Here is a 24,793-nt window from a genome sequence, read left to right as displayed (position 1 = left end):
TCGTATTCTCCTATAGTTTTTTAAAGAAATGGTTAGCAATCTTATCCATTTTTCTATAGAATACGATAGTTCCTGCACATAACGCAAGCAATATGATTATAGATACAGGAAGAAGAAAGGTATTAGGCAGATAGTAAAATAAGAATCCTAGAGGTGCTAATATCAGCATTCCGCCAAACATAGGAATCATTGCGGTAAAGTTTTGTTTAACCGCAGCTGCTTCCTGTTCCCAGACAAGTTTTGGGTGTGCCATATCTAAAAGAATTCCTAGATAGTTTCCAAACAATAAAGAAGGAAGACTGCATACGATCACAATGAGCATATCCATAGCATGAAGTGGGAAAATGAAAAATAAAGGAAGAATAGAACATAAAGCAGTTAGAAAAGATATAAGAATTCCACTGTTTACTTTTCCTTGGATTTGTTCCTTTAAAGAAACAGGAATATATTTCATAAAGGCAACATTTTGACCTTCTCTTGAAATTGAAGTAGAGCTTATGCAGTTAATATTACTAAACAAAAATCCAATTCCTATACCAATCACAGGCAGGTAAGGTTTTATAAAGGACATATCCAGCTGTTGTAAAATGGAGAGGCTGATTTGTGAAGAGGAAGAAAAGTAAAAAATAATATAAAGAATTGGAAACAAAATAACAGGAGAAATACAGTTTATAAAATATACAGGTGTTCGAAACAACAGTTTTAACTCTTTTTTTGTGTATGCGAATGTTTTTCCCTGTTGTTTGTTTAACTTTTCCATTTCACTTGAAGTAAATCTCTTTCTTGTGCTTGTAGTTTCGCTGAAGCCAATCGCTCCTTTAAAATATAGAAATTTTCCAAGAAGCAGGAAGATGAGAAAAGAAAGGATACTGATTGCGATAAATACGAGCAAATGCAAGATGTTTGTATTGGAAAGTGCATGACTGGCGAAAGAAATAGCGGGAAACAGCCAGGTACCCAGTTTTAATACAAGAGAATCTGGATCGGTTAAAATTGTAGTAAACAGATTACTTTGCTCATCCATCATCATAGGAGAATTCATAAAGTAACTAAATGCCATTGCCAGCACGATAACGAAGAAACCGCCAATAATATTAAAACGATCACGATTTTTAAAAAAAGGAACAAAACGCATCATTAGCATCGTTAATATACTGGATAATACCAAAGGATAGATTGGCAGCAGTAGCAGTACAACAAGTGCCATCAGGTAAAAGAAGATACCAGGATGCAGGTTGGAAACATAGGCAGATAATAGTGGAATACTGACGATAATGGTAAATGCATATTCATATAAAATACAGGTTGTGAATTTTCCTGCCAGAATGGTTTGGGGAGGCAAAGGGAGAACGAGTAAGGTATCTAAATCTTTACTGAAATAGAAAATACTTGGAATTAGAAAAATAGAAAACAGGAATATAAGGATACTGATGATAAAAAATCCAAGATATAATACGGTACTTTCTAAATGTAAAATGGATAGAGCCTGTATGCTTGTATCAAACATTATATAAAATAAAAACAAGGTAGGAAGAAAACAAAGAGCGATAAGTCCATATAAACCTATCATTTTTATTTTGTTTGATTTGCCATCACTGAATAAGGAAACATTTTTTAATAACGCATGCGTTAATGTGAGGTATTTACGCATGAGAAATAACCTCCATAAATACTGCTTCCAAAGAATCACAGCTTGGATGTTGTGCCTTTAATTCTTCTAATGTTCCAAAAAAGAGAATACTTCCTTTGTTTATGATGGCAACTTTATCGCATAATTTTTCTGCGACTTCTAATACATGGGTAGAGAAGAAAACGGTATTTCCTTTTGCGGCATGATCTTTCATTCTCTGTTTTAGACTGTAACTGGACTGAGGGTCTAATCCTGTCATTGGCTCATCTAAAATCCATACGTTTGGATCACTAATCAAGACACCCATAATTACAATTTTCTGACGCATTCCATGAGAATAGGATAAGATTTTGTCATTTAAGGCATTTTGCATCTCAAAGGTTTCAGAGAGTTCCTGAATACGCTGTTGTCTTGTGGCGTTATCCACCTCATACATATCTGCCATAAAATTTAAATACTCAATGCCTTTTAAACGCAGGAAGATATCAGCATTATCTGGTACGATACCAAATTCTTTTTTCGCTTCTAAAGGCTGGGTTACAATGTTTTTACCATTAATTAAGATTTCTCCTTCATCTGGAGACAAAATACCGCTGATCATTTTGATCGTCGTAGTTTTTCCTGCCCCATTTGGACCAATAAATCCAATGATTTCTCCAGTAGGAATTGTCAAGTTGATATTGTCTACGGCTTTATGGCTGCCGCTGTAAATTTTTGTTACGTGTCTAAGTTCAATCATAATTTTTTATTTCCTTTCTTTTGTGTGGCATTTTGAAAACTTAAATAAGAGTAGATAAAGGGAAGAAGTGCAGAAGTTAAAATAACTCCAAGAAGAAAGGATAGAATCCATTTTGAAGGAAGAAACATTCCTGCAAGAACGACAAAGCCACAGATGACCCATACCTTTCCAGAAAAACGATGTGTTTTATACCATACGGTTTCGTTTGCTAAAGTCCATGGTGTTTTTACGCCGAATGTATAATTGAATTTAATTTTTGGCATACTGTTTCCAATGACGATAAACAAAAGAGCCAGCAGGGGGAACATAATGAAATTCGCATTGATGGCTTTTGGATGATAGCTTGCAATTAAAGTCATCGCAAGGATAACAACAGAAAAGAAGCATAATATCGTTTGTGTTAGCGTTTGTACGCTGTAAAATCGCTTATAGTTTTCTTTTTTAGGATCAATTTTGGCCGTAAAAGGAATTAATCCCCATCCTAAAAGATAAATAGCTAATGGCATAAATACAAAGGACTTGGCAGAATAGCTGTCTATTTTCCCCTGTGCATTCCAGTGTGTTGGTATTTGCTGAGGAAGCTTTGGATAAAACCATAAACAAATTAGAAGCATCATAATAAATCCAATCAAGAAGATAATGTTTTTCTTTTTCATTTTTTTTCACCTCTCAATGATGTGAACCAGCCAATCATATCGTCCAGTACACTTGTGTTTAATTCATAATAAATATATTTACCTATTTTTTCATCACTAATAAGATCTGCCTGTTTGAGAATCGATAGATGATGAGATATGGTAGCATTTGTTGTTTGAAAATGAGCAACAATATCTCCGGCACTTCGCTTGCCATCTTTTAAAAGTGCAATAATTTCTCTTCGGGTAGGATCACTTAGTGCTTTAAAAGTATCCTGCATGTGCATGGCATCACCTCTTTCATTTAGATGGTTATCTAAATGAAGTATAAAACCTTTATAGTATAATGTCAATATATAGCAAAAGAAATATAAATATGATAAAATGAACACAAATTTAAAGAAACAGAAAGAAGGATATTATGAGCAGGCAAGTAAGCAAGAAAAAGAAAAAAATTCCGATGTGGAAACGTATGCTATACAATTTTTTATTGATCATTGCATTAGGAGTCTTTGTGTATTCTGCTTATCAGTTGGTAACAATTTATTATGGTGCATATAAAGAAGATAAAGCAAATACAGAGCTGGCAAAAGTTGCGAATGTGGATGAAAAAGATGATGGACTTTTAGATATCAACTGGAACGATTTGAAGAAAAAGAATGAAGAAATTGTTGCGTGGATTCAAATTCCTGGCACCAAAATTAATTATCCAGTGGTACATGGAAGTGATAATTCTTTTTATTTGACACATGGTGCTGATAAACAGCCATATTCTTCTGGTGCAATCTTTATAGATGCGAATGCACAGAAAGATTTTAAAGATGAGAATACGATCATTTATGGGCATAATATGTGGCATGATACGATGTTTACTCATATTGAAAAATTCAAAGATAAGGAATTTTTTGATACACATCCATATTTATATATCTATACGCCTGATAAAATATACAAATGTGATATTTTCAGTATTCATACAACAACAAGTACTTCTTCTTCCTATGATACCCAATATGCCAGTGAAGAAGAGTATGCAAAATATTTGGATATGATACAGAAGCAGTCAGATTTTAAGCGAGATGTAAAAATCAGCAGCAAGGATCATATTGTCAGCTTAAGTACCTGTTCTTATGAAAGAAATGGAGAGTCTAGTGAACTTCGCTATTTGCTGCATGCACGTTTAAATGAAATCAAAAACAAATAAATGTTTAAATTAGGAACAAAGGAATATTCAAAAGAGTATTTCTTTGTTTTTTTGTTATGGGAAAGAAAATGAAGAATAGTGCAGGAGATATTGGTGTTTTTAAACAGAAAGTTTTATTTATGTTATGAAGTATCAGTGATATGCATACAGTAAAGAAAGAGGTGTAGAATATGTTTTCTAAGAAATGCAGAACCTTATGTATAGAGCTTGTTATTTTACTTTGTATAGGGATTGCGATGGTGGGAAGCAGTTCTCGTTTATGGGCACAGGCAAAGTTTGGAGATGCTCATTATTTCATGAATCGACAAATAATTTTTGCATTGCTTGGTTTTGTAGTGATGTATGTAGCAAGTCGTATTTCTTTATGTAAGCTTCGAAAATATATAAAAGTTATTTTCTGGATTTGTACAGCATCTTTAATCCTTGTTTTGATACCGGGAATTGGTGTACTTCGAAATGGAAGCAGAAGCTGGTTTGGTGTAGGATCATTTCTAATTCAGCCTTCTGAATTTTTTAAGATTGCGATCATTTTATATGTAGCAGATTTTCTTTCTAATCGTTATCGCATTAAAACTTTTAAAAAAGATTTGCTTGTTCCTTTTTTACTTGTAGGACTTGGATTTGGACTCATTCTTTTACAGCCGGATTTTGGAAGTGGCATGGTTATGGTTTGTTCCGTTGTTGTCATGGTGCTTGCAGCTGATGCGCCTCTTTCTTATTTTGTTCGTATTGGCCTTCTAGGAGTAGCTGGTCTTAGTGGTCTTATTTTAAGTGCACCCTATCGTTTAGCAAGAATTACTTCTTTTTTAGATCCATGGAAAGATCCATTAGGCACAGGATTTCAAATTATTCAATCTCTTTTTGCGATTGCACCAGGAGGTCTTTTAGGTGCTGGATTTGATAATAGCATGCAGAAACATTTTTATCTTCCAGAACCGCAGACAGATTTTATTTTTGCCATTTTTGCAGAAGAGTTTGGATTTATAGGCTGTGTATTGCTTTTGGGATTGTTTGTTGCCATTATATATCAGGGAGTAAAGATAGCTAAAAATACGTTTGATCCATATTTATGCTATGTAGCTATTGGCTTGGTTTCCTTGTTTGCGATACAGGTTATGATCAACTTAGGTGTAGTTGTAGGTTTGTTTCCTGTGACGGGAATTACCTTGCCTTTAGTATCTTATGGAGGAAGTTCTTTAATGGTTATGATGGGTTCTATGGGTTTATTGATGAGTATTGCAAATGAAGAGTAAAAAAACAGATTTTATGTGTCGTAATATAGAGGATACATGGTATAATACATGTCAAGGAGTGATAACATGAGATTATTGATAGCAACTGGAGGAACCGGAGGACATGTTTATCCGGCAATTGCTTTGGCAGATGCCGCTAAAAAACGTTATTCGGATATAGAGATTCTATTTGTTGGAAATGATGATAGAATGGAAGCCAGTGAAGTACCGGCTCATGGATACGCCTTTAAAGGACTGCATGCCAGTGGTTTATGCGGCAGTGTAGTGAATAAAATGAAAGCTTTGGTATTGATGGCGAATGCGTATCGCAAAGCATTGAAAATTATAGATGAATTTAAACCGGATATTGCGATTGGCTTTGGAGGGTATGTGAGTGCACCTGTTATGCTTGCTGCACATAAAAAACATGTAAAAACACTGATTCATGAACAGAATTCCGTTGTTGGAGTATCAAATAAAATGGTGGCAAAATATATGGATGCTATTATTATTTGTTATGAAAAATGTTATGAAGAGTTTGGAAAAGAAAAAACATATTTTCTTGGAAATCCAAGAGCCACAAACGCAATACAGGCAACATTTGATGAGGCATATTATCGCTCTTTGGGTTTGTCAATGGAGAAACCATTGATTTTAGTTGTAATGGGATCTTTGGGATCTAGCAGTGTCAACAAAATCATGAAAGATGTTCTTCCAAAAATTAATAGGGATTATCAGATTTTGTTTGTGACAGGAAAAAACAATTATAAAGAAATGAAAGATGTTATAAAGCAAGATAACATCAAAGTTGTAGATTATGTAAAACAGCTTTCGATTATACAGAAAGTAGATCTAATTATATGTCGTGCAGGAGCAACAACGGCTGCAGAAATTACGGCTTTGGGGACACCAAGCATCTTAATTCCAAGTCCGTATGTTGCACATAATCATCAGTTATATAATGCATCTGTCATGGTGGATAAAAAAGCAGCCATGATGATTGAAGAAAAAGATTTAAATGCGGAAAATTTAAGTCGTAAAATTGAACTGATTATGTCAAATGAAAATTTAAGAAAAGAAATGAAGAAGAATGCGCAGGCAATGGGAAAACCAAATGCCAGTGAAGATATATTAGATCTTTTTGATAAAATGAAATAAAGGTGAAGGATCAATGATAGTAAAAAAACGTTTAGATACTTATGCAGATGTGGAAGAGCAGGTGTCCTTAAAAACACGAACAACGTTTCGTATAGGAGGAAACTGTCGATATTTCATATATCCAAAAAATGAAATCTGTTTTTTACGCATACTGCAGATTTTAAAAGAAGAAAATATTTCTTGGAAGATATTTGGAAAAGGAAGTAATATTTTATGCAGTGACGATGACTTTGATGGCGCTGTAATTTGTTTAGACCGTTATATGAGTGATTTTTATTTTGAAGAAGATGGAAGTGTTATGGCGCAGGCTGGATGCAGCATCATTCTTTTGGCACATGAAGCCATGAAGCGCTCTTTTAGCGGACTAGAATTTGCCAGTGGTATTCCTGGAACTGTAGGCGGTGCAGTTTATATGAATGCGGGTGCATATAAAAGTGATATGGCGGCTGTTTTACAGGAAGTTTATGTATATAAAGATGGTGCTATTTCATGCATGAAAAAAGAGGAACTGGACTTTGCTTATCGTCATTCCATTTTTCAAACGCATAGTGATTGGGTCGTTTTGGGATGTAGAATCAAATTAAATGAAGGAAATCAAAAAGAAATTCGAGATTTGATGGATTCCCGCAGAAAACGAAGAATGGATGCACAGCCTTTAAATAAACCATGTGCAGGAAGTACTTTTCGTAATCCAGTTGAAAAACAGGCATGGCAGCTTATTGATGAAGCACAGCTAAGAGGAGCTAGAATCGGAGGTGCTATGGTTTCTATGAAACATTCTAATTTCATCGTAAACGAAGAGAATGCCACAGCGAAGGATGTTCTTGCGTTAATTGAAAAAATTCAAAAAACAGTAAAAGAACAAACCGGAATAGAATTGCGTTGTGAAGTGGAGATGTTTAATTGGAAGAAGTAGAAAATCTTTTATACGATGATGTAGAAGCAAAGTTTTTGAAACTGGAGAATAAAAAGAAAAAAAGGAAAAGAAGAAATAGAAAAATTCGAATGATGGTGTTAGCGTTCCTGATAGTTGCTGGTATAGTTTATTTTGGCAGTGATGTTTCTAAAATAAAGGTGCTGAAAATTACAGGAAATCAATTTTATACGGAAGATCAAATCAAACAATTGGCAAATGTATCAGAGAAAAGCCGAAATTTACTTCATCCATCTTTCTTGCTGGAATGGAAATTAAAGCGTAATGATTTAATAGAAGATGTTAAAGTAGACAAAACATTTCATGGGGAAGTAAGTATTGCGATACAAGAAACGAAAATTTTAGGCTATTATGTAGCAAATGATAAGAGTTATCTTTTATTGGAAGATGGATCTTCTAAAGAAATAAAAGAAGAAAATTTGAATTCTATTATTTATTTTCCGTATATAGATGGTTTTTCTGAAGAAGAGTTGAAAAATCTGGCAAAAGCTTTTCGGACAAGTGGCAAAGAGGTTGAAAGTGAAATGATATCCATGATTTCAGAGATTTTACCACATAAAGAGAGTTATGATGAACATATGGTAAAAATTGTAATGCAGGATGGCAATACGATTTATGCTTCCTATGACTCTTTAGGACTTTTAAATGCTTATAAGAGTGCTTTAAAAGATTTAAAAGGAAAAAAAGTATGTGTTTTTATGGATGCACAGACAGAATCTTTAACAACAGAGAACTGCAGTTCTTTTAAATAAAGATATCATTTTTTAATTTCTTGGCTTTTTGAAAGAAAGTTTGATATAATAAGTATTGATATAAGGAGGAATATTATGTCAATTTCTAAAAGTACACAGTATGGAAATATCAATATTTCTATTGATGCTATTGCATCTTTGGCTGGTGGAGTAGTTAGTGAGTGTTATGGTGTTGTTGGTATGGCGTCACAGAAATTCCTGAAAGATGGAATTGCGGAACTTTTGAAAAAAGAGAATTATGCAAAAGGTGTTGTAGTCCGTAAAAAAGAAGATGCTTTGGAACTAGATGTATATATCGTTGTTTCTTATGGAGTGAAAATTAGTGAAGTCGTACATGAAGTACAGACTCGTATCAAATATGTACTGGAAAAAAGCCTGGAACTGGAATTTAAAAAAGTAAATGTCTATGTTCAGGATGTTAAGGTAATGAAGTAGGTAGATAATTATGGAAATGATAAATGGACATATATTCAAAGATATGCTGGCTAGCGGAGCCAACAATCTTTCTAATAAATTTACAGAAATTGATGCATTAAATGTTTTTCCAGTGCCTGATGGTGATACTGGAACAAATATGTCTTTGACATTTAATGCAGGTGTAAAAGATGCTTTGGCTTGCTCAAGTGAAGATGTATGTGATATTGCGAAAGTGTTGTCAAAGGGGCTTTTGATGGGAGCTCGTGGAAACTCTGGTGTTATCACATCACAGATTTTTAGAGGATTGTATCAAGGTATGGATGGCATGAAGGAAGTAAACGGCTTTCAGCTTGCCAATGCTTTGGTAATGGGATCAAGAGTTGCTTATAAAGCTGTTATGCGTCCTGTAGAAGGAACGATCCTAACCGTTGTTAGAGAAGCTGCGGACTATACATATGCTTATGCGACATCTATTGAAGATGTCACATGCTTACAGGTAATGGAAAAAATGCTGGATGAAGCGAAAAAATCACTGGATCGTACACCAGAATTATTGCCAGTGCTTGCAGAAGTTGGTGTAGTTGATAGCGGTGGTGCAGGTTTAGTTACAATTTTTGAAGGCTTTGTATCTGCATTAAAAGGCGTTGTAATTGAAAAAGAAGAAGCAAAAGAAAGTAAAGAAGTAGCTGGTGCTGCACTTGAAAGTGAAGAATATGGTTATTGTACAGAATTTATTATTCGTTTAAGTGAAAGTGCACAGCGTACTTTTGAAGAAGAAACATTAAGAGATTCTTTAGCAAGAATCGGAAATTCTATTGTATGTGTACGAGACGATGATATTGTAAAAGTTCACGTGCATACACTAACTCCTGGTGATGCATTGAATATGGGGCTTCGTTATGGAAGTTTTGCGAAATTAAAAGTTGAAAACATGCAGGAACAGCATGAAGAAATTATGATGAATGCATCTGTAGAAAAAGAAGTTAAGGAAGAAAAACCTAGACAGAAATATGCAATTATTACTGTTGCGGCAGGTGATGGATTAAAAGATATGTTTAAAGAGCTAAGAGCAGATTATGTGATTAGCGGAGGCCAGACAATGAATCCTTCTACAGAAGATTTCGTAGAGGCAATTCATCAGTTAAATGCAGAACATATCATTATTTTACCAAATAACTCTAACATCGTTATGGCAGCACAGCAGGCAGCTCTTGTATGTGAAGATCAAAATATTGAAGTTATTCCTACGAAATCAATACCACAGGGATTGAGTGCATGTATTATGTTTAATCCTGATGTTGACTTTGAAACAAACCTTTCTGAAATGAAGGAAGCTGTTTCTATGGTAAAAACAGGACAGGTTACGTATGCAATCAAAGATACGACATTTGAAGGTATGGAAATCAAATCTGGAGATTACATGGGTATCTTAGAAAAAGATATCATTGTATCTCTTCAAGATAAAATGGAAACAACACGTCAGTTGCTGGATCGTATGCTGGATGATGAAAGTGAAATTGTTACGCTTATCTATGGTGAAGATATAAATGAAGAAGAAGCTGAAGAAGTAGCTGCGTACATTGAAGATAAATTTGATGTAGAAGTTGAAGTAAACAATGGTATGCAACCGGTATATAGCTTTATCATAGGTGTAGAATAAAGGGTTTTCGTTTTAATAAACAAAAAGAAGTATAAAATGGGCTTTGTAAAATTACGTGTGGTAAAACTAACAAAGGACAATAAAATAACTTGTGGGCATCAGTACCCCAAAGATGTTTATTGAAAACAAGATGTAAAGGATGAGAGAGCTGATCAGCTCTCTCGTTTTTAATATCAGAATGGAAGAATATTTTTGTTTTTTTCTTTTTCCAAAAGAAGTTTCAATCGTAGATTTTCTACTTCCAGCTCCAGCATCATAAGGCGCTGCTTTTTAATGTAAAGTTCTCTTTTGAGCCATCTTTCTTTACGTTGGTAATAAATTTTATTGTTCATTTTCATTTTCTCCTTCCTTAGGGTATAAGTGATAAGTGGTATCTTTATTCAGTACATAAAGCACTCTGTTTCGGAATCGTTTCCAATTGGTATATCCATTGGAATTGTGCTTGATACATTTGATCGTCCTGTTTCTGTTTTCTATGATCCCGCTGTTTATCTTTCTTCCATGTTCATTCGTGACGATAAAAGAATTTATTATTTCAGTCTTCCATCTGGTCATCGTATTCGCAAAGGATGATATTTCAGGTACTTTACAATCCCTGAAAGCACTGATCAGTTCATTGATATCTTTTCTTGCATTATCAAGATCACTGTTCTTATAGAAATATATCATCCTGTCTTTCAGATTCATGGCTTCTTCAAGTTCAGGGTTATACAAACACATATAATGCAGGATATCGTTATAGTTATAGTATCCCTGAAGTACTTTATTATATTTCTTTTCTCTATTTGGATCTGTATATGCAGGATCGTTTGTGAAGAGAAGCCAGTTGAATTTTTTATAAAGGTAATACTGTTTACGCATTCTTTCAGCTTTTTCTATCGAAGCTGCATCTGCATTTTTCAGATCCATGAGCTTATAGTTCTTTAACTGATTCATCGTACGCAGACGCACCTTGTCTACTCTTCTGTTCAGTTCCTGGATGAGATGGAATTTATCCGCAGCTATGGCGGCATTGGGGAACATCATCTTTGCGACGATCCTGTAGGTTTCCCATAAATCAATAGATACGGCCTTTACAGCACATCTTTCTTCTCGGGGAATGAAAGAAAAGTAATTGATGAGTTCGGACTTTTTCCTGCCTGGAAGAAGATCGATGACATTTTGGGAGTTGAAATCCAGAAGGACACATACATAGGAACTGTTTTCAGATTTGAAACTGTAGACTTCGTCGATATTCAGATATTCAGGAAGTTTTCTTCTGGATATCTGGACATGCCTGTCAAAGATGGACATGGCAGAAGTAGAGGATATATGATTTCTCTGTGCAACGCTTTTAAATGTATCGGCAGGGTTTTTCAGATCTCGAAGGACATTATATACGGTCAATAAAGAGATCTTCATTCCCTTGAAAGTAAAAGGATTGTCCTCATAGAAAGTCTTATTACATGCAGGGCAGATATAGCGTCTGGCCTGGTAATCGATATAGCAGGCTTCCGTATTCAGCATGGAATGTGTTATGCGTTTATGTACATAGCTTTTTACCTTGGAAGTGGGAAAGCCGCAGACAGGACATGAAGTAGTCTTTGGGGTAAGCTTGATCCTTACATGAACACCATCATCCTGATGATTTACCTGGAAAGAATCTATCTGTTCTTTCTGGAGATGAAAGAGATGAAGGATATAGTCGTCACTGATGGACGCAGAAGTAGTATCGTTTTTCATAAAAATCAAAAGAAAACATCAAGAACTGAAAATACAATGGATGTTTTCATCAACCTCCAGTCTATAATGATCATTACAGTGTCATTATGAAGGCAAAATGGAAGGCAGGAAAGGAATCCTATGTGGGAATGAAAAGAAAGCCGCGCAACTGAGCAAAATTTCTATGAAATCTATGAATATGAAAGACGAAAAAATCAGTAATTGAAGGGAAATAGGAAATATTCAGTAAAAAGGAATGATATCGATGAAAGATGGAGTAAAAGTAAACTGGATCAAGAAAAAGGTTAGAATGATCTTTATCAGTATCGTGATCGAGAATGATTTCTATTACATCAGAAGCCAGGAGTCTGGTGTAAGGAATTAAAGAAACAGGAAGGATGGCGTGAGTCTTGTGACAGTGAGGACAAATAATCCTGCATATCTTTAAGGTAATAATACCATTATGTGTAAGTAAAGATCTTTTATAATAAGCATGAAAATGAAATCCAAGATGAGAACAGCATGGACATGTGATGGAAGAAAGTTCGATCTTAGAAATATAGTCGTCATAAGATTTTTGAGATATGTACTTGAGAGAAAAGTTATTAAATGTTATCATAAAGATGCCTACTTTGGGTAAGTAAGAACCTAGGTCGCTAAACTTTGTGGTTCTTACTTTTTTTATATATTGATTTAAAGATATGATAACATAAATGATGATCGAAATAATGAGGAAATATCAGAAAAGGTACCCCAAAGATGATGAGAGCATGAAAAAAGCTGCAGTCACTAAGACCACAGCATAAAGTGTTGTCCTTTCAAACACCACGTAATTTTAGATTACCATAAAATGTAGTAATACATAATATACTTCTTCTTTTTTTGTTTATCAGTTGTTTATATTGTGATGAGGAATATAGGAATCATCATGGATTCCTTCAAATCGGTATCCTCTTTTTTGGTAGAACTCTATAATTTGTGGTAAAGCTTCTACTGTTGTAGATTTTGCTCCTGCATCATGGAATAAAATGTTTAACTTATTGCTTTGTCCACCTGTTGCACTGGCTACGATTGAGCTAACTGGACGATTGTTTCCAGCTGCGTCACTGGAATCCCAGTTCCAGTCATAATATTGATAACCTCTTTTTTGCACTTCTTCGCTTAAAATACTCATGATTCCTGATGAATAATTTTTACTAATTGTATTGGAAGAACCTCCTGGGAAACGAATGTATTTTGGTACAAAGCCAATCTGTTGTTTTACTATATTCCCAATTTTTTCTAAATCCTTAAAATAGGCATCTACAGAACTGTAAATGTATCCATAATCATGAGAATAACTATGAAGAGCAATTGTATGACCTCTTTGATGGGCTTCTTTTATCAATGGATAATAAGAGGAGTTTCCTCCAATTACGAAGAAAGTTGCCTTCACATGATATTGATCTAAAATGTCTAGTATTTTTGCGGTGTTCACAGATGGTCCGTCATCAAATGTTAAATAGACGATTTTTTCTTTGTTTTGTTCATTTGAATTTGTATTTTCATTCGATTTTACTGTAATTATACGTTTTTTCATTGTTGTATTGCCACTTCGATCACGTGCACTATATTCAATGGTATATACTCCAGGTTTAGAACTGTCAAAATTGTTTTTATCAATTTCTAACTTTGCATTCGGATCTCGATTATCTGTTACTGCAATTCCTTTTTTTAGGTCAAAAGATGATTGAGGGTATATAGTAATATCTTCTACTCCTTTTAATACAGGTTTTTCTTTATCTAGAACAATTGTTGCTTTTGTAGTTTTCTCGCTTGTATTTCCACCTTCATCTCGAACTATGACACATACTTCAATCGTACCAGGTGCTTTAAAATCGTAATCTTCTTTAAAGGATACTGTTGTTTTAGTTTTATCTTTGATATTTTTTACTGCACTATTTGCGGAAACCTTCATACCTGCATCAATATCCAAAGGAACAACTTCAAATACAGGAGGAGTGGTATCTACGACTTCTACTTCAACAAGATACTCTTTATCTTTATATACGTAAGTAAAGGGATAGGTTCCTAATTTATCAGTTTGAATTTTACCCTTTTCTTTTACACTGTTTTTATCACCAAACAGCACAGCTTTTATATTTTCTTCTGGATGAAACGGTTCTCCAATTTCTATTGTTATATGGGTATCTTTTAAAAGCAAAGGGAAAGAAACCAGTTTATACAGCTTGTATCCTAAAACAATTAAGAAAAGAATGAGAATAGAAAAAAGTAACGCTTTTCTTGTTGGATTTTTCGTATGTTTCATGATGAACACCCTTCTTTCTTATCTTTTTCATATAGATATATAGTTAGAATATCTTCTATCAACTTTATTGTAATATAAGAGAGGTAAATAAAATCTAAAGAATTATAAAACTTTAGAATTTTTATCAGCATGAAGATACAAACAGCCTTGTATTAAGGTGTTTTATCAGGTATTATGTAATTAGAGGTAAATATATTTAGAAATAAAGAAATTATAAATATATGAATGACAATTGTTATTTATGATGGTATTTTAATAATTAGAAAGGATATGTTATTCGCTTGGGATAAATAGGGAGAAAGAATATGAAAAAAAGAATGATATTATGTTTTGCGTGTTTTTTATTATGCTCATGTACTTCTACTTCAACAGATAATGAAGATTACGAAAAAAAACTCTATCATGCAGATAATGAAGTCTGTGAACTAACACTCTATCATACGGACCTTCCACAAGGTATTTATTATGATGGAAAAATATATTGGGAAACATCTATAGAAAACACATCGGTTAAAGGAGAGAAAATAGGAGTGTTGCAGGAAGTTGCAAAACCTAATTGTTTTCCTGTTTCAAATTATACAGGAACAGATACAATGGAAGAATATAAGGGTTCTGAATTATATAAGTACAGGGATACTATCTACTTAAAAAAAGGAAAAGATATTCATGTTTTGCAATATATTGAAACGGATGCAAGACAAGAGCCAATAGAAAGATATGAAGGTTCACAATCTGCAGATTATGCTGTTCCACCACATTTCTTTTATAATGATATGAGATATCAAACCTATCAGGGAGAAGAGATAGAATTACCTGGCTGTTTCCAGAAAGCAGGAACAATAAAGAAGAATCTTTTCATTGCTGGAGAAAACCTAACTGGAAATGTACCAAAAGATAGTATTTTATATGCTGCTGATTTTCAGAATCGATTCATGATTCTGAAAAATAGTGAAGATGAGAAATATTATTTGTTTGAAAATACTTCATATAGATAAATAGAAATATTTGTTGAATTTTATAAAGAGTTACAACAAATAGAAAATACAGATGCTTTTAAGCGATGAAAAACTTAAAGGCATCTATTTTTTATATCAAAATGCAGGTTAAAAAGATGCGTTGAAATTGTTTGAGTTATGTTATAATTTATGAAGAAATGAGGCGAGGTTTATGGAACAAGTAATGTTTGAGGAACAATTACACGTTTTTTTAGAAAATACAAAAAAAGGGATTGAAATGAGTGGATCTGAAAAAGATGCATTTTTAAAGCTTGTTGAAAATCCAAAAGAAGAAATGGATGTTTTCACATATTGTAAAATTATGTATATTGCAGGTATGCAGTATGAAAAAGAAGAAAATAAAAATGCTGCACGTTATTGTGCTATGCGAATCTTGTGGATGGTGGAATGTTTATCTAAGAAAAGAAAAAAAGCGCCAATGTATTTAATTATGGAAGATTTCACAATGGAAGAAGATATGAAAAACTTTATGAATCGATATACAGATTTTTTAGAAGATATTTATGCGGATATTAATCAGAAAGTTTTTTTATTAACAGCAGGATTATTTGCAATTGTTTTTCTTATTTTGGTTTTGTTTTTACATATTGAGATTTTGATGGCGTTTATAGGAGCGTTTTTACTGGCATTATTTAATTATTATTTTGAAAAAAGAAGGATTCCAGATATGTTTCAAAAAAATCAGCTAAAAGCAATCGAAACCTATGTAGATAAGCAACTTTTGGATTTTGATTTACCGTATCGAAGATAAAAAAAATACAGTTACCACATATTGTGATAACTGTATTTTTTAAAAAGGAAGTGCATTTCGCTCATTAATAATTGAATCCCATGTAACCTTGCCAATGATTCCATCAATTTTTAAATCATATAGATACTGAAACTGCTGTACTGCAGTAACAGTCATTGGACCATAGAGTCCATCAATTGGTATTGGTCTTAGACATTTATTCACAGCAGCAATCTCATTTAGATATTCCTGCATTTTAAATACGGATAAACCCTGTTGTCCATTTGATAAAAAATAGCTTCTGGAAGCTAAAGGAATATTGGTTATAATTTGCATTTCTCTTAATTTATTAATAAGAGAATCCCATGTTTTTTCATCAATGATTCCACTCATAGGAAGATTTGCATACTGCTGCCATTCTTTTACAGCCGCAACTGTGCGATTTCCAAATACACCATCTTGCAGGTTGCTGGTTTGAATATAGCCTTTTTCCTGCATCATATTTAAATAAGCCTGAAGTTTGTTTACACCAATTCCAATATCTCCTTTTTCGATTACATAGTCTGTCATCATATTTCATCTCCTCTCTTTATACTATATGAAAGAAGGAGAAAACGTTATACAAATTTATGAGAAAAGGGAAAATCAATCTTTTCATCGCATACAATGATGTGAGGTGAAAAGATGAAACGATGTTTTTTTATTTTAGTAATTATGATGTTTACATGTTTATCAATTTACGCAGCAGAGAGTAATGAAGAAACTTCTATGATCGTATATGTAGAAGATAAAGAAGGAAATGTTATAAAAGATACGATGTTTGGTATATATGATGATGAAGGTAAGTTGCTGTCAATGGAAAAAAGTGATTCGCAGGGAAAATTGTATTTTTATGAACTTGAAAAAGGAGAATTTACCATTCGACTGATGGAAAATTTATCAATTTATAATATGAACAAAACAGAATTTACATTTCATATAACGGATGATAATCAAAATATAGTACATATACGATTAGAGAAAAAAAGAGATGTAAATATAAGAGATATTGTTTCACAGACTATTGTATGGGTAGTATTTTTGCTGGGGTGTGCAGGAAGTTTCTATATTTATACGAAAATCAAATAAGCAGTTTATGAAAAAGAGTTTGTTGCATTTCTATGAAAAAATTTCTATAATGGAGCGTATAAGGATGGTTTTATATGTTACATATATACGTAGATACAGAATTTGATGCAATTAAACAGGAAGGGCGTTATGTGCAGTCAATTATTAGTATTGGTGCTGTAATGCTGGATAGTGAACTGGTAGAAATAGATCGTTTTTATGAATTGGTAAGACCGACAGGTTTTAAGCGCTTGACTCCTGTTGTGAAACGAATGACAAAACTATCAGATAAAGAAATCTTAAGTGCAGAGTCATTTTCTTTGGTCATGAAACATTTCTTTTTATGGATAGAGCAGCATAGACGAAAAGAAGAAGGAATTTTATTGTATGGGTTTGGACCGGATGATCAAAGGACTTTACTGGAAAATGCACGACGCAGCAATGTAAAAACAAAACTATTTGAAGATATGAAAGATTTGCAGAAAACGATGTCTAAACAAGTACTATGGAATGGAGAGGTTTTATCTGCAACCTTGTCGTTAGATGATATGAAGCTAGCTTATGGACAAAAAGGGGAAGTGGATCATAATGCATTGAGTGATGCACTTGATTTGATGCATTTACATAAAGCGTATTTACACAAAGATGAAATCCATCATGAAGGTGTAAAACAAATATATTTGCGTAAAAAAGAAAAACAGGAAGCCTCTATGCAAAAACAGAAAAAGCGTTTGATAGAGCAGATAAATAAAGAGTTTCCACAAGTTTTTTCTTCATTTGTGAAAGTTTATATGCAGGATGATGTGTTGGATATAGTAAAAGAAAAACATTTGTTTTCGCTTCAAATAAAAGAAAAAGGAATTCTTATAGATAAAGTGTTGTATCCTTATCAGGAAAGCCAATTTTTTCTTCATATTGATATGAAAAAAGAGGAAGCACAATTCATCATTGAGCATAATAAAAAACAGAAATATGTAAGGGAAAAGTTAGAAATAACTTTGTTGAAAAATATATTGTGTCTATGCAGAACAAATATGTAAGATATCTTTCGAACGTTAGATTTTCGTAAGGGAATGCTTAAAAAAATCTTGTATTCTTTTATATATGTGGTAAAATATTAAAGAATGAAAAGGCCCTTTAAAATAATCCAGAGAGGTTATGAAGGAATACATAACAATGCGTGAATTTTACAAGGTCCTTTTGTATGCAAAAAGGGCTTTTTTTGTAGCCTGGGAGGTCTGGCGTATGAATGAACATAGTTTGCTTAGAATTCGTGATTTATCTAAAGAAGAAATTTTTGATATTCTGCAGGATGCAATGGCTTTTTCCTGTTCTCAATCGGATTGGCAATTTCCTAATAAAGTGTTGATTGCTAATCTTTTTTTTGAGCCAAGCACGAGAACACATTATTCCTTTGCATCTGCACAGCATCAATTAGGTGCCTGCGTAGAAAATTTTACAGCGCAAGGAAGCAGTGTAGAAAAAGGAGAAAGTCTTTATGATACCGTAAAGACATTTGAAAGCATTGGTTTTGATGCTGTGGTTATTCGTCATAAAAAAGACGAGTATTTCAAAGAACTGGAAAATATTAACATTCCTATTTTAAACGCGGGAGATGGATGTGGAAACCATCCTACACAGTGTCTGCTGGATTTATTAACGATTTATCAGGAGTTTAATACTTTTGAAGGAATTAAGGTTGCTGTTATTGGCGATATCAAACACTCTCGTGTTGCGAATAGTATTAAAGAAGCTATGGATATGCTTGGCGGAGAAGTTGTGTTTAGCGGACCAGCTGAATGGTGTGAACATGATGAAAACTATCGTGATATTGATGAAGCCGTTGCATGGGCAGATGTTGTGATGATGCTTCGTATTCAGCATGAAAGACATGCAGATACAATGAAAATGAGCAAGGAAGAATACCTGGTAAAATATGGGTTGACAAAAGAGCGTGCAGCACGTATGAAGCCACATGCTATCATTATGCACCCAGCTCCAGTGAATCGTGGAGTAGAAATCGATTCTGATTTGGTAGAAGCGGGAAATAGTCGTATCTTTAAACAGATGAGCAATGGTGTTCTTGTAAGAAAAGCTGTAATTAAACGTGCCATGGGTTATAAACCTTTTGATAAATAGGAGAATACGTATGCAAACACTAATTCAAAATGCAAAAATCTTGATGCATGATAATGAAACAGAGTTCATGGATGTCTTAGTGGAAGATGGTAAAATTAAAGATATCCAAAAACATATAGAAAACTTTGATAAAGAAGTAATCGATGCACAGGGGAAACTGTTACTGCCTGGACTTATTGATGTTCATGTACATTTACGTGAACCAGGACATGAACATAAAGAAACAATTTCTACTGGTACAAAAGCGGCAGCTCATGGAGGATTTACGACTATCATGGCAATGCCAAATGTTCTTCCTTTTCCAGATAATGCGGAAACGATGAAGGCTTATCAAAAAAAGATTGAACAGGATGCGCTGGTTCATGTGATTCCTTATGGAACGATTACTAAAGCAGAAGCAAGCAAAGAACTTAGCGATATGGAAGAATTATCCAAGTTAGGAATTCATGCTTTTAGTGATGATGGAGTTGGTGTTGCAACTGCTGCTATGATGAAACAGGCAATGGAAGCTTGTAAAAAAGTTGATGGCATGATTGTAGCCCATACAGAAGATATGCGTTATCGTGCACCAAAAGCATGTATGCATGAAGGAATTCGAAATAAAGAACTGGGATTAATAGGTATACCAAGTGCATGTGAATATGCACAGTTAAAAAGAGATCTGGATTTAGCAAAAGAAGTAGGTGTACGCTATCATGTGTGCCATATGAGTGCGAAAAAAAGTGTACAGTATTTAAAAGAATATAAGGCAATGGGAGTCGACTGCAGTGGAGAAGTAACTGCACATCACTTGCTGTTAAATGAAATGGCAGTAGAAAATGAAAATCATAAAATGAATCCACCTCTTAGAAGTGAAGAAGATCGACAGTCTCTGATTCAGGGGTTGCTGGATGGAACGATTGATATGATTGCCAATGATCATGCACCACATAGTGAAGAAGAGAAAAGCAGAGGTATGGAACTTTCTCCTTTTGGAATCGTTGCTTTAGAAACAGCATTTCCATTGCTGTATACAAAATTTGTAAAAGAAGAAAAGCTGTTTACAATGCAGCAGTTGATACACTGGATGAGTGAAGCACCTGCAAAACGTTTCCGTATGGAACATAAAGGAAAAATCGAAGTCGGATATGATGCAGATTTGATTTTGGTAGATACCGATACATATAAAACAATTGATAAAAGAGAATTTTATTCCAAAGGAAAAAATACACCATTTGATGGAATTTCCTGTACAGGATGGATTGAAAAAACCTTCATCATGGGAGAATGTGTGTATGATGCCAAGAAAGGGATGAGAAAATAATGATGGAAAAGAAGACGACAATGCAGGAAGAACGTGTAAAAATTCTAAGCAATACGAATATTGCGAAAGATACATGGCGTATGGAATTGTCTGCCGATATGGCAAAAGATATGAAACCTGGACAGTTTGTGAATATTAAAATCGATGGGTTTATGTTAAGAAGACCAATAAGTATTTCCAGTGTTGAAGATCATAAATTTGTTATCGTATATAAAGTGGTAGGAGATGGAACAAAGAAATTATCAATGATGCATGCCAATCATTATCTAGATGTTTTTGGACCTTTGGGAAGCAGCTATCCACTTCATGAGGAAGAAGATGAAATCTTAATTATAGGTGGTGGAGTTGGTGTTCCTCCTTTATATGAATTAGCTAAACAGTATCGCAGGATGAACAAAAAAGTATATGTTGTACTTGGATTTAATGATGCAGACAGTGTTTTTTATGAAGAAGAATTTAAAGCATTGGGATGCGATGTAAGTGTTGCGACAATGGATGGAAGCTATGGTATAAAAGGAACGGTTATAGATGCCATTAAAGAAAAAGATATAAAAGCAGATTTTACATGCAGCTGTGGCCCTAGAGCAATGTTGAAAGCAGTAGAGGAAAAATATACAAGAGGCTACATGTCTTTTGAAGCAAGAATGGCTTGTGGAATCGGGGCATGTATGGCATGTGTTGCGAAAGATAAAAAAGAAGAAAACATGTACCATCGAATTTGTAAAGAAGGACCTGTTTTCCCAATTGGAAAGGTGGAATACTAAGATGGATATCTCTGTGAAACTGCCAGGGTTAAACCTGAAGAATCCAATTATTCCTGCAAGTGGATGCTTTGGATTTGGTAGAGAATATGCAGAATTATATGATTTGAGTATTTTAGGTGGTATCGCAATCAAAAGTGCCACTTTGGAAAAGCGCTTTGGAAATCCACTTCCTCGTGTTGCGGAAACACCAATGGGAATGTTAAATGCGATTGGTTTGGCAAATCCAGGTGTAGACGTTATCAAAGAAAAAGAATTGCCTTGGCTGGCACAGTTTGATACCGAAATTATGGCAAATATTGCAGGTTCAAAAGAGGAAGACTATGTGGAAGTCATTCGCCGCTTAAATGATTCACCAGTCGTAAAAGCGTATGAATTAAACATCAGCTGTCCAAATGTTAAACATGGTGGTATTGGGTTGGGTACGGATCCAAAACTTGCTGCTCATGTAACACGTATTTGTAAAGAAGCGGCAGAAAAACCTGTCTATGTTAAGCTTTCTCCAAATGTAACAAACATTGTAGAAATCGCAAAAGCAGTAGAAGAAGCTGGAGCAGATGGTATCGTTATGATCAATACAATGATGGGGATGCGCTTGGATTTAAGAACAGGAAAACCAGTTCTTGCCAATGTGACAGGAGGATTAAGTGGACCTGCTATTAAGCCGGTTGCAATTCGTATGGTTTATCAGGTAGCACAGGCTGTAAATATTCCTATCATTGGTGTTGGAGGAATTACTTGTGCGGAAGATGTATTGGAATTTTTGCTTGCAGGAGCAAGTGCAGTAGAAGTAGGAATGCAAAACTTTGTAGATCCGTATTGTTGTGTTAAAATTATAGAGGAATTACCAAAAGTATTGGAAAAATATGGTTACAACAGTGTTAAAGATGCTGTGGGAAGGAGTTTTCGATAATGAGTAGAACAATTGTAGCACTTGATTTTTCTAAAAAAGAGGATGTATTAAATTTTTTAGATAAGTTTGACAAACCTATTTATGTAAAGGTAGGTATGGAATTAACGTATGCGTTTGGTTTTGAAATGATTCGTGAAATCAAAGCAAGAGGACATAAAATCTTCTTGGATTTAAAATTACATGATATTCCTAACACAGTAAAAAATGGTATGAAAAATCTTGCGAAATTAGATGTAGATATTGTAAATCTTCATGCAGCTGGTGGTAGTGCCATGATGAAAGCAGCTATGGAAGGATTAGAAGAAGGTGCAGTTAATGGAAAACGTCCTTTGTGTATCGCAGTTACACAGTTAACAAGCACATCTCAGGAAGCTATGAATGAAGAATTGTTAATTCCAGGAAATGTAAAAGATGTCGTTATTTCTTATGCAAAACTGGCAAAAGAAAGTGGACTTGACGGGGTTGTTTGCTCTGTGCATGAAGCAAAAGGAATTCATGAAGCATGTGGAAATGACTTTTTAACAGTAACACCTGGAATTCGTTTGGCAGAGGATTCAAAAGATGATCAAAAACGTGTCGCAACACCTGCATTTGCGAAAGAAGAAGGTTGTGACTATATTGTTGTAGGACGCTCTATTACAAAGAGTGAAGATCCATATAAAACATATAATGAAATTGAAGCTATCATGGAGGGAAAATAAGATGAATGTAGAAAAGAAAATTGCGAAAAACTTACTTGATATCAAAGCGGTATCTTTACGTCCTAATGAACCATTTACATGGGCTAGTGGAATTAAATCACCAATTTACTGCGACAATCGTCTAGTATTGTCTTACCCAGAAAAAAGAACAGCAGTAGTAGAGGGATTTGTAGAATTGATCAAAAAAGAATATCCAGAAGCTGAAATCTTAATGGGAACAGCAACTGCAGGAATTTCCTGGGCAGCTCTTGTTGCGGATAAAATGGAACTTCCTATGGGATATGTTAGAAGTTCTAACAAAGACCATGGAAAAGGAAATAAAATTGAAGGAAATTTGCCAAAAGGGGCAAAAGTTGTTATCGTAGAAGATTTGATTTCTACAGGTGGTTCTGTGAAAGGTGTAGTAGAAGCACTTCGTGAAGCTGGTGCAGAAGTGTTAGGTGTTGTTGCTATCTTTACTTATTTGTTACCTGCATCTACACAGTTATTTACATCTATCAACTGTGATTTTAAAACATTAAGCAACTATGATGTATTAGTTGAAGTAGCAAAAGAAATGGATTATATCCAGGAAAGCGATATGGAAAAACTGCTTGCTTGGAAACAGGATCCAAATGATGAATCTTGGATGAATAAATAATCTGAAAAACAGCTTATACATATGCAAGGAGGATATATGAAGAAAAGAAAACTGATCTTGGAGGATGGAAGTGTCTATGAAGGGTATGCTTTCGGTTCCGATAATTATCAGGTTGGTGAATTGGTATTCAATACAGGAATGAGTGGATATCAGGAAGTGTTGTCTGATTTGTCTTATTGTGGACAGATCGTTATGATGACATATCCAATGATTGGAAACTATGGTATCAACCGTGATGATTTTGAAAGTCTTGATCCTGCGGTTTTTGGTTTTGTAGTAAGAGAATGCTGCGAAATGCCAAGTAATTTCCGTAGTGATTTAACATTAGATGAATTTTTGAAACTAAAAAATATTCCAGGAATTTATGGAGTAGATACACGTTCTATTACACGTAAATTAAGAAGCAGCGGTACAATGCGTGCAATTATGGCAGATGAAGATGCGAATGTAGAAGAAGTTGTTCAAATGTTAAAAGCAACTGAACTTATGCATGATCAGGTTGCCAGAGTTTCTACACAGAAACCTTTCCCAATTCCTGCACGTGGACGTAAAGTAGTCTTGATGGATTTTGGAGCGAAACATGGAATTATTCGTGAATTGTCAAGAAGACACTGTGATTTGATCGTTGTTCCATATAATACCAGTGCAGAAAGTATTTTGGCACTTCATCCAGATGGCGTTATGTTAAGTAATGGTCCAGGGGATCCAAAAGATATGGTGGAAGCTATTGAAACCATTCGTGAATTGATGGGAAAAGTTGTTGTATTTGGTATTTGTTTAGGACATCAGCTGATTTCTTTAGCGAATGGTGCCAATACCGTAAAATTGAAGTTTGGACATCGTGGATGCAATCATCCTGTCTTAAATCTAGAAACAGGAAAAGTAGAAATGACATCACAAAACCATGGATATGCAGTAGAAATGGAAAGCTTGAAAAATACAGATTTGGTTATGACACATCAGGCATTAAATGATAAGAGTGTAGAAGGTGTGCGTCATGCGAAATATCCTGTCTTCTCTGTTCAATATCACCCAGAAGCTGCACCTGGTCCAGAAGACAGCAATTACTTATTTGATCAATTTATGGAACTGATGGAAAAGGAGAATGGTTAA

At 34.3% G+C, this 24,793-nt stretch carries 27 protein-coding genes; 18 read left to right on the top strand and 9 right to left on the bottom strand.

Going from position 1 to position 24,793, the window contains the following annotated elements; translation table 11 throughout:
• Window positions 1–10 precede the first annotated feature (10 nt).
• The 4 genes from A9CBEGH2_RS05625 to A9CBEGH2_RS05610 are packed head-to-tail and all read right to left on the bottom strand — an operon-like array spanning window position 11 to window position 3,291.
• Window positions 11–1,651 (bottom strand): putative ABC transporter permease subunit, encoded by a 1,641-nt coding sequence (locus A9CBEGH2_RS05625; RefSeq protein WP_118277870.1) that lies wholly within the window; start codon window positions 1,649–1,651, stop codon window positions 11–13.
• Window positions 1,644–2,369, bottom strand: a complete 726-nt coding sequence (locus A9CBEGH2_RS05620) for an ABC transporter ATP-binding protein (protein ID WP_115715268.1) — start codon at window positions 2,367–2,369, stop codon at window positions 1,644–1,646. Before A9CBEGH2_RS05620 ends, A9CBEGH2_RS05625 begins: the two co-directional genes overlap by 8 nt.
• Complete coding sequence (locus A9CBEGH2_RS05615) at window positions 2,366–3,025, bottom strand: SdpI family protein (protein ID WP_118362119.1); 660 nt, start codon at window positions 3,023–3,025, stop codon at window positions 2,366–2,368. The genes A9CBEGH2_RS05620 and A9CBEGH2_RS05615 overlap by 4 nt, the downstream gene beginning before the upstream one ends.
• Window positions 3,022–3,291, bottom strand: a complete 270-nt coding sequence (locus A9CBEGH2_RS05610) for an autorepressor SdpR family transcription factor (protein ID WP_115715266.1) — start codon at window positions 3,289–3,291, stop codon at window positions 3,022–3,024. The genes A9CBEGH2_RS05615 and A9CBEGH2_RS05610 overlap by 4 nt, the downstream gene beginning before the upstream one ends.
• Before the next feature lie 134 nt (window positions 3,292–3,425).
• Here A9CBEGH2_RS05610 and srtB point away from each other — a divergent pair, with 134 nt between their 5' ends.
• From srtB to A9CBEGH2_RS05575, 7 genes are all read left to right on the top strand, one after another.
• Complete coding sequence (gene srtB, locus A9CBEGH2_RS05605; protein WP_115715265.1) at window positions 3,426–4,208, top strand: class B sortase; 783 nt, start codon at window positions 3,426–3,428, stop codon at window positions 4,206–4,208.
• Between the two features lie 170 nt (window positions 4,209–4,378).
• The gene (gene ftsW / locus A9CBEGH2_RS05600) at window positions 4,379–5,461 is read left to right on the top strand and encodes a putative lipid II flippase FtsW (protein ID WP_115715264.1); all 1,083 of its coding nucleotides are present in this window, start codon (window positions 4,379–4,381) and stop codon (window positions 5,459–5,461) included.
• Between the two features lie 66 nt (window positions 5,462–5,527).
• Window positions 5,528–6,598 (top strand): undecaprenyldiphospho-muramoylpentapeptide beta-N-acetylglucosaminyltransferase, encoded by a 1,071-nt coding sequence (gene murG / locus A9CBEGH2_RS05595; RefSeq protein ID WP_115715263.1) that lies wholly within the window; start codon window positions 5,528–5,530, stop codon window positions 6,596–6,598.
• A gap of 13 nt (window positions 6,599–6,611) precedes the next feature.
• Window positions 6,612–7,514: a UDP-N-acetylmuramate dehydrogenase gene (gene murB / locus A9CBEGH2_RS05590; protein WP_118277872.1), complete on the top strand. Its 903-nt coding sequence runs from the start codon at window positions 6,612–6,614 to the stop codon at window positions 7,512–7,514.
• A complete protein-coding gene (locus A9CBEGH2_RS05585; RefSeq protein ID WP_118277873.1) occupies window positions 7,502–8,284 on the top strand; it encodes a cell division protein FtsQ/DivIB in 783 nt (260 codons plus the stop codon). The genes murB and A9CBEGH2_RS05585 overlap by 13 nt, the downstream gene beginning before the upstream one ends.
• Window positions 8,285–8,359: 75 nt before the next feature.
• Window positions 8,360–8,719 (top strand): Asp23/Gls24 family envelope stress response protein, encoded by a 360-nt coding sequence (locus tag A9CBEGH2_RS05580; RefSeq protein WP_115715260.1) that lies wholly within the window; start codon window positions 8,360–8,362, stop codon window positions 8,717–8,719.
• Between the two features lie 10 nt (window positions 8,720–8,729).
• The gene (locus A9CBEGH2_RS05575; RefSeq protein ID WP_115715259.1) at window positions 8,730–10,361 is read left to right on the top strand and encodes a fatty acid kinase ATP-binding subunit FakA; all 1,632 of its coding nucleotides are present in this window, start codon (window positions 8,730–8,732) and stop codon (window positions 10,359–10,361) included.
• Window positions 10,362–10,534: 173 nt separating this feature from the next.
• On the opposite strand, the gene A9CBEGH2_RS05570 is transcribed toward A9CBEGH2_RS05575, so the two are convergent.
• The 4 genes from A9CBEGH2_RS05570 to A9CBEGH2_RS05560 form a co-directional block, all read right to left on the bottom strand.
• Window positions 10,535–10,693 (bottom strand): hypothetical protein, encoded by a 159-nt coding sequence (locus A9CBEGH2_RS05570; protein WP_157964912.1) that lies wholly within the window; start codon window positions 10,691–10,693, stop codon window positions 10,535–10,537.
• Window positions 10,683–12,083, bottom strand: coding sequence for an ISL3 family transposase (locus A9CBEGH2_RS05565; RefSeq protein ID WP_174766936.1), 1,401 nt, complete (start codon window positions 12,081–12,083; stop codon window positions 10,683–10,685). The genes A9CBEGH2_RS05570 and A9CBEGH2_RS05565 overlap by 11 nt, the downstream gene beginning before the upstream one ends.
• A gap of 118 nt (window positions 12,084–12,201) precedes the next feature.
• The gene (locus A9CBEGH2_RS12675) at window positions 12,202–12,681 is read right to left on the bottom strand and encodes a DUF6431 domain-containing protein (protein ID WP_353511641.1); all 480 of its coding nucleotides are present in this window, start codon (window positions 12,679–12,681) and stop codon (window positions 12,202–12,204) included.
• Between the two features lie 270 nt (window positions 12,682–12,951).
• The gene (locus tag A9CBEGH2_RS05560; RefSeq protein ID WP_118277431.1) at window positions 12,952–14,370 is read right to left on the bottom strand and encodes a polysaccharide deacetylase family protein; all 1,419 of its coding nucleotides are present in this window, start codon (window positions 14,368–14,370) and stop codon (window positions 12,952–12,954) included.
• A gap of 305 nt (window positions 14,371–14,675) precedes the next feature.
• On the opposite strand from A9CBEGH2_RS05560, the gene A9CBEGH2_RS05555 reads away from it, so the two are divergent.
• Both A9CBEGH2_RS05555 and A9CBEGH2_RS05550 read left to right on the top strand, forming a co-directional pair.
• Window positions 14,676–15,365 (top strand): hypothetical protein, encoded by a 690-nt coding sequence (locus A9CBEGH2_RS05555; RefSeq protein ID WP_115715257.1) that lies wholly within the window; start codon window positions 14,676–14,678, stop codon window positions 15,363–15,365.
• A 172-nt stretch (window positions 15,366–15,537) separates the two neighbouring features.
• On the top strand, window positions 15,538–16,137 hold the full coding sequence (locus tag A9CBEGH2_RS05550; protein WP_163051624.1) for a hypothetical protein: 600 nt from the start codon (window positions 15,538–15,540) through the stop codon (window positions 16,135–16,137).
• A gap of 39 nt (window positions 16,138–16,176) precedes the next feature.
• Here A9CBEGH2_RS05550 and A9CBEGH2_RS05545 read toward each other — a convergent pair whose 3' ends face one another.
• Entirely contained in the window at window positions 16,177–16,689 is a 513-nt protein-coding gene (locus tag A9CBEGH2_RS05545; protein ID WP_115715255.1) for a peptidoglycan-binding domain-containing protein, read from the bottom strand.
• A gap of 111 nt (window positions 16,690–16,800) precedes the next feature.
• Here A9CBEGH2_RS05545 and A9CBEGH2_RS05540 point away from each other — a divergent pair, with 111 nt between their 5' ends.
• From A9CBEGH2_RS05540 to A9CBEGH2_RS05500, 9 genes are all read left to right on the top strand, one after another.
• On the top strand, window positions 16,801–17,244 hold the full coding sequence (locus A9CBEGH2_RS05540) for a SpaA isopeptide-forming pilin-related protein (RefSeq protein ID WP_118277433.1): 444 nt from the start codon (window positions 16,801–16,803) through the stop codon (window positions 17,242–17,244).
• 74 nt (window positions 17,245–17,318) lie between these two features.
• Window positions 17,319–18,263, top strand: a complete 945-nt coding sequence (locus tag A9CBEGH2_RS05535; RefSeq protein WP_118277434.1) for an exonuclease domain-containing protein — start codon at window positions 17,319–17,321, stop codon at window positions 18,261–18,263.
• Between the two features lie 205 nt (window positions 18,264–18,468).
• Window positions 18,469–19,362, top strand: coding sequence for an aspartate carbamoyltransferase catalytic subunit (locus A9CBEGH2_RS05530; RefSeq protein WP_118277449.1), 894 nt, complete (start codon window positions 18,469–18,471; stop codon window positions 19,360–19,362).
• Between the two features lie 10 nt (window positions 19,363–19,372).
• Window positions 19,373–20,665, top strand: coding sequence for a dihydroorotase (locus A9CBEGH2_RS05525; protein WP_118277435.1), 1,293 nt, complete (start codon window positions 19,373–19,375; stop codon window positions 20,663–20,665).
• Window positions 20,665–21,429 (top strand): dihydroorotate dehydrogenase electron transfer subunit, encoded by a 765-nt coding sequence (locus A9CBEGH2_RS05520; protein WP_321191715.1) that lies wholly within the window; start codon window positions 20,665–20,667, stop codon window positions 21,427–21,429. Before A9CBEGH2_RS05525 ends, A9CBEGH2_RS05520 begins: the two co-directional genes overlap by 1 nt.
• Before the next feature lies 1 nt (window position 21,430).
• A complete protein-coding gene (locus tag A9CBEGH2_RS05515) occupies window positions 21,431–22,339 on the top strand; it encodes a dihydroorotate dehydrogenase (RefSeq protein WP_118277436.1) in 909 nt (302 codons plus the stop codon).
• Entirely contained in the window at window positions 22,339–23,040 is a 702-nt protein-coding gene (gene pyrF, locus A9CBEGH2_RS05510) for an orotidine-5'-phosphate decarboxylase (protein WP_118277437.1), read from the top strand. The genes A9CBEGH2_RS05515 and pyrF overlap by 1 nt, the downstream gene beginning before the upstream one ends.
• Window position 23,041: 1 nt before the next feature.
• Complete coding sequence (pyrE, locus tag A9CBEGH2_RS05505) at window positions 23,042–23,680, top strand: orotate phosphoribosyltransferase (protein ID WP_115715249.1); 639 nt, start codon at window positions 23,042–23,044, stop codon at window positions 23,678–23,680.
• A 36-nt stretch (window positions 23,681–23,716) separates the two neighbouring features.
• Window positions 23,717–24,793: a carbamoyl phosphate synthase small subunit gene (locus tag A9CBEGH2_RS05500; RefSeq protein ID WP_118277438.1), complete on the top strand. Its 1,077-nt coding sequence runs from the start codon at window positions 23,717–23,719 to the stop codon at window positions 24,791–24,793.

Source organism: Amedibacterium intestinale (genome assembly GCF_010537335.1).
In the GTDB taxonomy this organism is placed as follows: Bacteria; Bacillota_I; Bacilli_A; order Erysipelotrichales; family Erysipelotrichaceae; genus Amedibacterium; species Amedibacterium intestinale.
The sequence above is the reverse complement of the archived record's forward strand: the minus strand, read 5'-3'. Positions and strand labels throughout refer to the sequence as shown.